Source organism: Reyranella sp. (assembly GCF_050185545.1).
Classification (GTDB): Bacteria; Pseudomonadota; Alphaproteobacteria; order Reyranellales; family Reyranellaceae; genus Reyranella.
On the sequence record NZ_JBFWZI010000211.1, the window covers coordinates 1 to 10,957 of the forward strand.

10 protein-coding genes and 1 pseudogene are annotated in these 10,957 nt (G+C 66.2%); 6 read left to right on the plus strand and 5 right to left on the minus strand.

The features are described from left to right. The 3 genes and pseudogenes from AB7O82_RS32890 to AB7O82_RS32900 form a co-directional block, all read left to right on the plus strand. Window positions 1–402 (plus strand): M24 family metallopeptidase (locus AB7O82_RS32890; protein ID WP_428621276.1); only part of this gene is annotated, 402 nt, incomplete at its 5' end. 185 nt (window positions 403–587) lie between these two features. Next, window positions 588–2,546, plus strand: coding sequence for an FAD-dependent oxidoreductase (locus AB7O82_RS32895; protein WP_428543527.1), 1,959 nt, complete (start codon window positions 588–590; stop codon window positions 2,544–2,546). A gap of 79 nt (window positions 2,547–2,625) precedes the next feature. Then, window positions 2,626–2,806 (plus strand): annotated as a pseudogene (locus AB7O82_RS32900) (hypothetical protein). On the opposite strand, the gene AB7O82_RS32905 reads toward AB7O82_RS32900, so the two are convergent. Next, window positions 2,769–3,023, minus strand: coding sequence for a hypothetical protein (locus tag AB7O82_RS32905; protein ID WP_428543553.1), 255 nt, complete (start codon window positions 3,021–3,023; stop codon window positions 2,769–2,771). The pseudogene AB7O82_RS32900 and the gene AB7O82_RS32905 sit on opposite strands and share 38 nt — an antisense overlap. A 236-nt stretch (window positions 3,024–3,259) precedes the next feature. Between AB7O82_RS32905 and AB7O82_RS32910 the strand changes: the two genes are divergently transcribed. The 3 genes from AB7O82_RS32910 (at window position 3,260) to AB7O82_RS32920 (ending at window position 6,240) form a co-directional block, all read left to right on the plus strand. Beyond that, window positions 3,260–3,931 carry a GntR family transcriptional regulator gene (locus tag AB7O82_RS32910; protein WP_428543529.1) on the plus strand — a complete coding sequence of 224 codons (672 nt, stop codon included), beginning with the start codon at window positions 3,260–3,262 and terminating at the stop codon, window positions 3,929–3,931. 34 nt (window positions 3,932–3,965) lie between these two features. Beyond that, complete coding sequence (locus AB7O82_RS32915; protein ID WP_428543531.1) at window positions 3,966–4,766, plus strand: phytanoyl-CoA dioxygenase family protein; 801 nt, start codon at window positions 3,966–3,968, stop codon at window positions 4,764–4,766. A gap of 112 nt (window positions 4,767–4,878) precedes the next feature. Further along, a complete protein-coding gene (locus AB7O82_RS32920; protein ID WP_428543533.1) occupies window positions 4,879–6,240 on the plus strand; it encodes an NAD(P)H-dependent oxidoreductase in 1,362 nt (453 codons plus the stop codon). A 110-nt stretch (window positions 6,241–6,350) separates the two neighbouring features. Here AB7O82_RS32920 and AB7O82_RS32925 read toward each other — a convergent pair whose 3' ends face one another. The 4 genes from AB7O82_RS32925 to AB7O82_RS32940 all read right to left on the minus strand — a co-directional run bounded on the left by AB7O82_RS32925 (window position 6,351) and on the right by AB7O82_RS32940 (window position 10,837). Further along, entirely contained in the window at window positions 6,351–7,400 is a 1,050-nt protein-coding gene (locus tag AB7O82_RS32925) for an FAD:protein FMN transferase (RefSeq protein ID WP_428543535.1), read from the minus strand. After that, complete coding sequence (locus AB7O82_RS32930) at window positions 7,381–9,591, minus strand: PepSY domain-containing protein (protein WP_428543537.1); 2,211 nt, start codon at window positions 9,589–9,591, stop codon at window positions 7,381–7,383. Before AB7O82_RS32930 ends, AB7O82_RS32925 begins: the two co-directional genes overlap by 20 nt. 26 nt (window positions 9,592–9,617) lie before the next feature. After that, window positions 9,618–10,088: a DUF2271 domain-containing protein gene (locus AB7O82_RS32935; protein WP_428543539.1), complete on the minus strand. Its 471-nt coding sequence runs from the start codon at window positions 10,086–10,088 to the stop codon at window positions 9,618–9,620. Between the two features lie 350 nt (window positions 10,089–10,438). Further along, on the minus strand, window positions 10,439–10,837 hold the full coding sequence (locus tag AB7O82_RS32940) for a PepSY domain-containing protein (protein WP_428543541.1): 399 nt from the start codon (window positions 10,835–10,837) through the stop codon (window positions 10,439–10,441). Between the last annotated feature and the right edge of the window lie 120 nt (window positions 10,838–10,957).

Below are 10,957 nucleotides of genomic sequence, written 5' to 3' on the forward strand. Positions count from 1 at the left end.
GTCGCCATCGGCAGGGGCAACCCGATACAACGCGCGATGTTCGAGGTGACGCGCGAGGCGCTCGCGGCGATGACAGAGGCGGCCAGGCCGGGTCGTCCGCTCGGCGAGATCGACGACGCCCATCGGCGGGTCTACGACGCGGCAGGTTATGGTCCTGCGCGCATGTCGGCCTGCGGCTATTCGCTGGGCGCGCTCTATCGCCCGACCTGGATGGACGTCCCGCCGATGCTCTATTCGGGCAACGCGACGCCCGCCGCGCCCGGCATGGTGCTGTTCCTCCATGCCATTCTGATCGACGCGGCGAAGAACCTCGCCATGTCGCTCGGCCACACCATCGTGCTGACCTCTACGGGCGCCGAGGTGCTGAGCCGGCTCTCGCCGGAGTACACGGTGTGCAGCTGAACGAGACCTCTGATGGAGTCGTGCGCTGGGAGCGCGCCACTCCGATGGCGCTCTTCTCATCCTCCCTCAGCTTTGCTGATGAGGTGTCGCCGACTTGCCGCGGCTTGCCTTCGCCGAAGCGAAGCTGGGGAGAGGGATGAGAAGAGCGCCATCGGAGTGGCGCGCTCCCAGCGCATGAGTATCCCATGACGTCCTTCCCCCGCCTTTTCTCCCCCATCCGGCTGCGCAACACCGAGATCCGCAATCGCATCCTGTCGACCGGCCACCAGACCTACCTCGCCAAGGACGGTCTGCCGGGGGAGGATTTCGTCGCCTATCATGAGGCACGGGCCAAAGGCGGCGCCGGTCTGATCATCACGGAAGCGGCGCGCTTCCATGCCACGGGCTTCACCGACAGCCCCGAGCTGATCGTGGCCAGCGACGAGTGCATTCCCGGCCTGAAAAACCTCGCCGACAGCGTCCACCGTCATGGCGCGCGCATCTTCGGCCAGCTCTCGCATTCCGGACGCGTGACGAAACGGCTCTCCGGCGGTCTGCGCGGCGTCGCCTACGCGCCCTCGGTCGTCCCCGACCAGCGCTTCCACACCATGCCGCGGGCCATGCCGGTGGCGTTGATCGAGGAGATCATCGCCGAGGCCGGCAAGGCCGCGCGCCGCTTCGGCGAGGCGGGCTTCGACGGCATCGAGCTGCTGGCGAGCCATGGGCTCCTCATCTCGGACTTCCTCAATCCCCGGCACAACCAGCGCAACGACGCCTACGGCGGCAGCTTCGAGAACCGGCTGCGCTTCCTCGCCGATCTCCTGGCCGTGGTCCGCGCCGGCCTGGGCGACGGCCCCGTGCTCGGCATCCGCATCTCGGCCGAGGAGGTCGAGCCGGGCGGCCTCGAGAAGGACGAGGTGATCGCCGTCTGCCAGGCGCTGAAGGCAAGGCGGGCCATCGACTACGTCAACACCACCCTGGGCTCGATGCAGGGCCTCGGCGGCTCGGTGCACGTCGTCCCGCCGATGGAACTCGCGCACGCCTACGTGGCGCCGAAGGCCGGCACCCTGCGCGCTGCCGTCGGCCTGCCCGTGCTCGTCGCCGGCCGCATCAACCAGCCGCAGATCGCCGAGGCCGTGCTTGCCGCCGGACAGGTCGACATGTGCGGCATGACGCGGGCAATGATCTCGGACCCCGAGATGCCCAACAAGGCGCGCGCGGGCCGCACGGACGACATCCGCGCCTGCATCGCCTGCAACCAAGCCTGCATCGGACACTACCACATGGGCGTCGGCATCTCCTGCATCCAGAATCCGGTAACCGGGCGCGAGCGCCAGCTGGGCAGCATCGCAAGGTCTGCCGCGCCGCGGCGCATCCTCGTCGCCGGCGGCGGGCCGGCCGGCATGAAGGCCGCCCTGACGGCGGCGGAGCGCGGCCATCGCGTCACGCTCCACGAGGCCGCTCCGCGGCTCGGCGGCCAGGTGCTTCTCGCCCAGCTGCTGCCCGAGCGCGCGGAGTTCGGCGGGCTGGTCACGAACCTGCAGCACGAGCTGGCGCTCGCCGGCGTCGAGGTGAGGCTCAACGCGCCGGTCTCGGCCGAGACGGTGCGGCGCGAGCAACCCGACGCCGTCATCGTCGCCACCGGCGGCCTGCCCTATCGCCCCGCGATCGAAGGCGCCGAGGAGGCGCACGTGCTCGATGCCTGGGCCGTGCTCGAAGGCCGCGCCAATCCCGGCGGGCGCGTGCTGGTGGCCGACTGGCGCTGCGACTGGGTCGGCATGGGCCTTGCGGAGAAGCTCGCGCGGGAGGGCCGCCATGTCCGCCTCGCCATCACCGGCACGCATGTCGGACAGAACCTGCAGCAGTATCTGCGCGATCATTGGGCGGGCAAGCTGCACAAGCTCGGCGTCGAGGTGATCCCCTATGCGCGGCTGTTCGGCGTCGACGCCGACACCGCCTACCTGGCGCACATCGTCTCGGGCGAGCCGATCATCGCGAACGAGGTCGAGACGGTGGTGCTGGCCCTCGGCCACCGGCCAGACACGTCACTCGAGGAAGAGCTCGCCCCGCTCGGCGTTCCGCTGCACCTCGCCGGCGACTGCCTGGCACCTCGCTCGGCGGAGGAGGCGGTCTACGAGGGCATGATGGCGGGGCTGGCGGTGTGAGGCAGGCCAGCGGAAGTTGACGGCCGGTACGACCCAGTATCACCGTCAACTCCGCCCGATCCGACCGAAAGGTAGGCCCGTGACTGTAAAGTCTTCGATTTCCTTAACCGATGATCAGCATTCCTTTGCCAAGACGCTCGTCGAGTCGGGGCGCTTTCCCAGCGTCAGTGCCGGGTCCGTTCCTGTCGGCCGCAAAGATGGACAGCCGGCTGTCCCGGATGATCAATCGTAAACGCCGGGCGCATGCGGTTCGCGATTGAATTCTCGGCCGACGCCGAACGCGACTTCGACCTGATCTTCGGCCGCCTGTTCGAGAGCTATGGGACCTTCGGCGAGAATACCGAGGAAGCCCTGGACCATGCCGCGCAGCGGGTGATGGCAATCCGCAAGGCGGCCGATCGGCTGGCACGTTTTCCGCTGCGGGACACGGCGCGCGACGACATCTTGCCGGGAGTTCGCTTTTTTTTGCCGTCGCACGGGCGACCTACTGGTTCGACGTTGACCAAACGGCGCACAAGGTCCGCATCCTCGCCGTGTTCTTCGGTGGGCAGGATCACATCAGACATATGCTCGTGCGCCTCCTCGGCAAAAGCGAGGTCAGCTGACACGTCGCGAAAGCAACGGTGCACTTGGCTCGCACCCGTTCGTCCAAGTGCCTCTGCAATTGCGCACAGCGACTTGACAGGCCTCGCTTTGTGTTCTGTATACAGACCATGCGACCGATCGTGCCCGAAGCTGATCTCAGCGAGAAAATCCACGACTCCGTCCTCGAGGCCATCTGCTCCGGCGAGCTGAAGGCCGGGGTGCGCATCACCCAGGAAGAGCTGGCCCAGAAGTTCGGCGTCTCCCGCCAGCCGGTGCTGCAGGCGATGATGCTGCTGCGCCGTGAGGGTTTCCTGATCGATGCCGGGCGCAAAGGCGTCTGTGTGGCGCCGCTCGACGTCCAGCATGCGCGCAACCTTTATGTCGTGCGCGGGGCGCTCGATGGCGCGGCGGCGCGGCTGGCGGCGGCCAACTACACGCCGCATCTGCGGCAGCGCGGCCGCGACCTGCTCGATGTCGGCCGCCGCGCGGTGGCGAGCGGTCTTGTGCAGGCGGTGATCGAGGCCGATATCGACTTCCACCTGTTCATCTACGAGGCGTCGGGCAACCCGCTGATCGGCGAGACCGCGCATCCGCACTGGCAGCATCTCAGGCGTGTGATGGCGGCGGCGCTGAGCGAAGCCGACCTCAGGGTCAGCGTGTGGGACGAGCACGAGGGCATCCTGCGCGCCCTCGAGGCCGGCCAGACCGCCGAGGCCGAGGAACTGTGCCGCGGCCATGCCGAGCAGATGGCCGACGTTCTCACCGGTCGCCTGAAAGTCGTGATCTCGCGCGCCGCCTGAAGCGCGCGCCTGCAGAAGCATAAGGAGGAGCGCCATGAAGCTCACTGCCGAGCAGCTCGCCCAGTTCGACGAGCAAGGCTACCTGTTCTTTCCCGAGTATTTCTCGCCGGAGGAAACCCGGATCCTGAAGGCCTCGGTGCCCGAGGTGTTCGCCCAGCGCCGTCCCGAGAACGTGCGCGAGAAGACCGGCGACGTCGTGCGCACCGCCTTCGCCGTGCACACCTGGCATCCGGTGTTCGAGGCGCTGGTCCATCATCCGCGCTTCGTCGAGCCGGCCGAGCAGCTGCTCGGCGACAAGACCTACATCCACCAGTTCAAGATCAACGGCAAAGCCGCCTTCGACGGCGACGTCTGGCAGTGGCACCAGGATTACGGAACCTGGAAAGCCGACGACGACATGCCCGAGGCGCGGGCGATGAACCTCGCAGTGTTCATCGACGAGGTGAACGAGTTCAACGGTCCGCTGTGGTTCATCCCGAAGAGCCACAAGAAGGGTGCGATCGAGGCCAGCCACGATCTCACGACGACGTCGTATCCGCTGTGGGTCATCGACAACGACACGATCGCCAAGCTGGTCCACCAGGGCGGCATCGTGGCCCCGAAGGGCGGGCCGGGCTCGGCCATCTTCTTCCACGGCACGCTGGTGCACGGCAGCCCGCCCAACATGTCGCCGTGGGACCGCCAGATCATCTACGTCACCTACAACGCCATCTCCAACGCCATCCGCCGCTTCAAGCGGCCGGACTACATCGCCCATCGCGACTTCACGCCGATCGACGCCTGGGAGGACGATGCGGTTGCCCGCGCCGCCCGGCGCAAGGTGGCGGCGGAGTAGGAGCGGCGACGGCGCGCGGACGTCATAGTCATACGGACCGCGGGCGTCCCGCCCGCTCATGAATCTGAGCGGGCGAGACGCCCGCGGTCCAGAAGATCACAGGAGGAAACCCATGAGTCTCCATCGCATGCTGCTGGCGCGGGCGGCCGAAGCGAAGCCGCTGCGCATCGGCCTGATCGGCGCCGGCAAGTTCGGCGCCATGTACCTGTCGCAGATCCCGACCACGCCCGGCATCCATCTGCTGGGCATTGCCGACCTCGCGCCGGCGCGGGCGCGCGAGAACCTGGCACGGCTCGGCTGGAAGCCCGAGGTCACGGCAGCCGGCTCGTTCGCCGAGGCGCGGCGTCACGGCAACACCTACCTGACCGACGACTGGCGCGCGCTGGTGAGCCATCCCGAGATCGACATCGTCGTCGAGGCGACTGGCGATCCGATCGCCGCCGTCGAGCATGCGCTCGAGGCCTTCCGCAACGGCAAGAGCGTGGTGATGGTGACGGTCGAGGCCGACGCCTTCTGCGGGCCGCTGCTGGCCAGGCGCGCTGCCGAAGCCGGCGTGATCTACAGCTTGGCCTATGGCGACCAGCCGGCGCTGATCTGCGAGCTGGTCGACTGGGCGCGCACCTCGGGCTTCGAGGTCACTGCCGCCGGGCGCGGCCACAAATGGCTGCCGCACTACGCGCAGTCGACGCCCGAGACGGTGTGGAAGTACTGGGGCCTCAACGAGGAGCAGGCCAAACGTGGCGGCCTGAACCCTAAGATGTTCAACTCCTTCCTCGATGGCTCCAAGCCCGCCATCGAGAGCACGGCCGTGGCCAATGCCACGGGCCTGACGCCGGCGCCCGACGGGCTCGCCTTCCCGCCCTGCGCGGTCGAGGACCTGCCATTCGTCATGCGTCCGGCCTCCGAGGGCGGCCAGCTGCATCACAAGGGCCAGGTCGAATGCGCGAGCTCGCTCGAGCGCGACGGCCGCGCCATCCCCTACGAGATCCGCAAGGGCGTGTGGGTCGTGTTCGAGGCAGCGACCGAGTACCAGAAGAACTGCTTCGAGGAGTACATGCTCTGCACCGACCCGAGCGGCCGCTACTCGGTGATGTACAAGCGGTGGCACCTGATCGGGCTCGAGGTCGGCATGTCGGTCGCCTCGGTCGGCCTGCGCAAGGAGCCGACCGGCTGCCCGATCGGCTTCCATGCCGACGTCATCGCCACCGCCAAGCGCGACCTCAAGGCGGGCGAGATGCTCGACGGCGAGGGCGGCTACACGGTCTACGGCAAGCTGTTCCCGGCCGGGAAATCGACCGGGCTGGGCAGCCTGCCGCTCGGCCTCGCCCACAACGTCAAGCTCCTGAAGCCGATCAAGGCCGGCCAGTCGCTGACCTACGCCGACGCAGCGATGGACGAGACGCTCACCGCGGTGCAGCTGCGGCGGGAGATGGAGCGCGCCTTCACGCCGGCGGAGAGGATCGCGGCGCAGTAACTTGCTCACCGTAGGTTCAAATCCCACCCCCGCAAGCACCTTTTGGGCGATGTTGTGCGACGACATGCGCAAGACTACGACGGAGTACGCCAAAGCTCTGTGGCTTCAATCTAGTCCCTATGAGGGGCCGACTTCACTATCTCGCCCACATGCTGCGCAGCCGATGCGCGTTCCTGCTGCGTCACCCAAACCGACTCCGTCGAGGCGGCTTGGAAGACAGGACCGATTCGAAATTGATCGAGCTTCCCAGCGCTTCGCTCAACGAGCAATGCGTCGAGGCCGTGCTTCTCTGCAAGTGCCGTGCCTTCTGCTGGCCCGAGAACCATGAGCGCGGTCGCCCATGCATCGGCGTCCATGCAGCTTGAAGCAACGACTGAAACTGATGCGATCCCGTTGTCGATCGGACCGCTGCGCAGCCGGTCCATCGTGTGGCACAGCCGAGTCCCTCCAATCTCGATCCAATGCCGGTAGTCGCCTGAGGTGGCGACGGCAGCGTCCCGCAATTCGATTACACCGAGCGGACTGCGAAGGCCGTAGTCGGGCTTTTCCACCGCCACGAGCCATGGCGTTCCGTCTGGCTTGGTGCCGCTTGCTTTGAGCTCACCATCGAGTCCGACCAGCGCATCGGAGATGCAGAAGGCCGTCACCGTGCGCATCATCTCATCCACGGCAAATCCCTTGGCGATGCCTGAAAGGTCGAGGTCGAATTGCGCATGCTTGCGCGCTCTCCCGCCTGGCACGTCCAGCTCCAGGACTGTATGGGTTGGCGGCAACCGTTGGCGAAGAGCCGCCTGGATCGCTTCCTTGTCGGGCGTCGAGCAACCGGCTCCAAAGCCCCAGGCATTGACCAGCCCCCCGAGACCGATATCGAACGCGCCTGCCGAGATGCGTCCGATCTCCAGCCCTTTGGCCAGAACCTTCATGAGTTCCGTGGGCAATGACACCCAGGCGCCAGGTGAGGCCGCATTGAGCCGCATCAGGTCGCTGTCCGGTTTCCAGGTGGACATCTGGCGATCGACGCGGTCGACGGCACGCGCCAGGGCGGTTTCCAGGGCAGACATGTCAGTCGCGGGTGGCGCATGGAGCAGCGCGGACCACCGCGTTCCCATGGTTGCGCCGCTCAATGCATGGCGGCGGAGCCTAGTAGACATCTTCGACATATCTCCCTTGGGCCTTGAGGAAGGCGGGCGTAAGGCCGGCCGGAACGAGCAGTTCGCCCAGCGTCTCCATCACGCCTGCTGCCATGTCGCGTCCGCCGCAAACCAGGACCTGCGCCCCTTCGGCGATAAGGGTGCGCAAACGATCGGCATCTGCACGGAGGCGATCCTGCACGTAGCCGCCGCCTTTGACGCGCGAGAAGGCAGTGGACAGGCTTGTCAGCCGCTTGTCGTCCAGCCAGCCGCCAATCTCACGCCGATAGAGGAAATCCGAGGCTGGATCGCGCCCGCCGAAATAGAGGTGTACGGGGCGTCGCCCACTATTGGCGCGAATGAACCCTGCGAGCGGACCGATACCGGTGCCGGCGCCGATCAGGATTACAGGTTTGCGCCCACGTGCGGGACGGAAAGAAGGGTTGGCCTTCACGAACGCCTCGATGGTGTCGCCTGGCCGCAAGCCATGGAGCAGGCCTGAGCAAAGGCCGCCGGAATGCTTGCGCACGCAGATCTCGACGAAGGCATCATCGGCTGAGCTGGCCAGGGAATAGTAGCGCGGCAGAGTGCAGCCCGGCGGCAGGACGGCCAACAGATCGCCGGCGGAAAACCGCGGCCAGCCACGGCTACCGAGACGCCCAAACCCCCTGCTCTTGGGCAACGCGAAGCGCAGCACGCAGGTGGGGGCCTGCACCTCCGTGCCATAGTCGAAACGTTCGATGAGTGTCAGCGCATGGGTGCGCGGGCGCTCTGGCACGTGCGCCAGCACCAGATCGTCGCCCATGACGGCCGCCAAAGCCTCGCCCCAGCGCGCGAATTCCTGCGGAGACTGGCGGTCGATCGTCTCCAGCGGCAGCAGCGACGTCCAGCCGCTTCGAATCAATGCCGCATCCACATCTCGAGCAAACTGGCAGAAGCGCGGGAACTGCCGGTCACCAAAGCCCAAGACAGCGACAGGGAACGAAGGTGGCTCTCCAATTCCGTCAAGGCGTTCGAGGAATCCGCCGGCGGTCGCCGGGGCTGTCCCGTCGCCATAGGTTGCCGTCAGCAGGAACATACGCCGCGCTGCCGGATAGGATCGCGCGAGGCAGTCCATGGGAGCAGTGTGGACCTTGTGCCCGTTCGCCGTCAGCGCGGCGTGCAGCGTGCGAGCGAAACCCCACGTGCTGCCGCCTTCGCTCCCGACCAGGATCACCGTGTCAGCAGCCTTGGCGAGAACGTTGGCGACGATCGGCGCGCGAGCACGCCGCCTGCTCCACCACACCACGGTTCCGCTCAAGCCGAGGACCGGAACGCTGAGGGCGCTCAGTCCGAGCAGCAAGCCGACCCACCATAACCCTTGGCCGGTGTGCATCATGTAGATGAACTCGTAGATCTGCCGGCCGACCGTATGATCCTGCCAAGCCACCATCTCTCCGCTCGCCGGGTCGACGTATCCCTCGCCGACGGCGGTAGTCAGGTGAAAGAGGTCGTTCGCACTGGCCGGGTTGGGAAACGTCAACTCGCGGAGCTGGCCGAGATCGATCCCGCGCAGCGACGCAATCTTCTCCACCGGCAAGGCGGGGCCGCTCGGCGCCATCGTGGGAAAGCTGGGCGTCTGCGACAGGCCGTCCGGAATCACCCCAAACGTCGTGAGCGACAGGTAGAGCGCGGTGAGCGTCGACACCATGAGCCCGAGGGCCGCCAGCCGGCCCAGATCGGCATGCAGACGCTGCACGGTACTACCGCGCGCATGACCGAGAATATGCGCCCACCCTCCCATGCGCCGGACGGTCATTTGCAGGCCGGACAGCGTCAGGACAAGCATTGCCAGCGCGGCCGCGCCTGCGGCCATACGTCCCCCGTCGCCCAGAAAGAACGACCGGTGCAGATTGGTCATCCAGCGCTCGAATGCCGAGGGTGCGTAGTCCGAAACCGGTTTGCCGCTGGAAGGGTCCACGACACTCGCTGTCGAGCCGTCATTCCCGGAGTAGAAGGCGATGACCTTGCCGGAGGGCAGCCTCTTGATCTGCTCGACGCCGGGGTAGGTGCCGGTGGTCCACCCAGCCAAGTCGGCAACGCTGATGCCTTCTGCAGGAAGTGAAAGCCCTCCAGCGCGGTCCCAGGCCGGCATCACGGACAGCACCGATCCGCTGATGACGAGTGCCATCAGCGGAAGGATGACGGAGAGGGCAAGAACCTTATGAATCCAGCGCAGCATGACATCCTTCTCCACTCGGCATGGGCCTACATGTCGTAGGTGAAGGTGCGGATGTAGCTGCGCCCCGCCACGGGGCGACCCGCACCCGCAGAGGTCAGCGGAACGACCACTTCGGACGGGCTGTCGCGCATGTCCTCGACCGCAGCGTCGATGTGGAGCTTGTAGCCGGCATCGAACAGCGCATCCGCCAAGTCTACGGTGACCTTCAGCGTGCGGCCGGCACCGACGCTCGCGCCGGTGATGCCGTTGATCTCGCCGAGGTTTCCGCGCGATGCGCGCTCCCAGCCGCTGAGGTGGCTGTAGTACTTGGACTTGGAGCCGGCCATCCACAGCGTACCTTTGTAGGCTCCCGACGCATCGGTCACGTACAGAGCGACATAGGCGCCATTGCCACCATAGTTCTTGAGTGTGGTGGTCAATGTGACAGGTCGCGCCATGGCCAATCCGGGCAGGGTCAGGGCGGTGGTCATGGCGAGGCCAGCAAGCAGCGCCTTCATTCTCATCTTCTCATCTCCAATAAGGTCGTTGATCGGGCCAACACTGGCGGCAAAGACTGACGCATTCCTGAAGCGTGGCGGGATTCCGCTTCAGGTCGCCGTCAGCTTGCAGATCGCGGAATGACCGACGTGACACGAAGCGTCTTCGGTGAGAGATGTCATGTCTGCGCGATGCCGGTCGATCGGTCCCGTGGCTCGCTAACTCGCGCGCAGCGCCTGTCAGGCCACGACCGAGCGAGGCCGTGGATCGGGCTGCGCGGGCTACCGGAAAGTCTAGAAGCGTGGCGCGAGCGAATATCGGCGATGCTGCCGTGAAAACATCCTGGTCAACGCACCTCGGAAGAGGTCCGTCACTTGATCTCTACCTTGGGAGGCGTCGTTCCCTTGAGGAGCCCGCTGGCGGGTGGCGCCGCGTCACTCGGGCGTGGCGGCTCCTGAACTGAGCCACGTCGTCCGTCGTCGCTGTCATCATGTCCGCTCTTGTGCTTCATCCGGATCACGGCGAGCGATCCCGGGTCAACCCTCACTTCGATTTCGCGGCTGTTCTCGTCTCGCCCCTTGATTTCATAACAGCCGTCATCGATCTTGATTCTCCGCACGGTCCAACCGTGGGCCTTCGCCATTTGTTCGACCGCTTCACGCGGCTGCCATTGGGCCATGGGCACCTTGCAGTCGTCGTCATCGGCCAACGCCATAGCGGGCGCCAGGGCGCTCAAGAGAATAGCCGCGATCAATACCGTCCTTTTCACTTTCCGTGCTCCCGTCAGGGGTCTCAGAGCCCTCTTTTGAGCCGGTTTCCTGACGGCGACCTGAAGGCGCGCCCGCATTTGCTTCAGGTCAATGTCAGCTTACCGTCCATAGTTAGTTTG

Bases quoted from the DNA above. Each gene is read 5' to 3' on its own strand.
- AB7O82_RS32895 (WP_428543527.1), top strand. From the start codon at position 588: ATGACGTCCTTCCCCCGCCTTTTCTCCCCCATCCGGCTGCGCAACACC.
- AB7O82_RS32910 (WP_428543529.1), top strand. From the start codon at position 3,260: ATGCGACCGATCGTGCCCGAAGCTGATCTCAGCGAGAAAATCCACGAC.
- AB7O82_RS32915 (WP_428543531.1), top strand. From the start codon at position 3,966: ATGAAGCTCACTGCCGAGCAGCTCGCCCAGTTCGACGAGCAAGGCTAC.
- AB7O82_RS32920 (WP_428543533.1), top strand. From the start codon at position 4,879: ATGAGTCTCCATCGCATGCTGCTGGCGCGGGCGGCCGAAGCGAAGCCG.
- AB7O82_RS32925 (WP_428543535.1), bottom strand. From the start codon at position 7,400: ATGTCGAAGATGTCTACTAGGCTCCGCCGCCATGCATTGAGCGGCGCA.
- AB7O82_RS32930 (WP_428543537.1), bottom strand. From the start codon at position 9,591: ATGCTGCGCTGGATTCATAAGGTTCTTGCCCTCTCCGTCATCCTTCCG.
- AB7O82_RS32935 (WP_428543539.1), bottom strand. From the start codon at position 10,088: ATGAAGGCGCTGCTTGCTGGCCTCGCCATGACCACCGCCCTGACCCTG.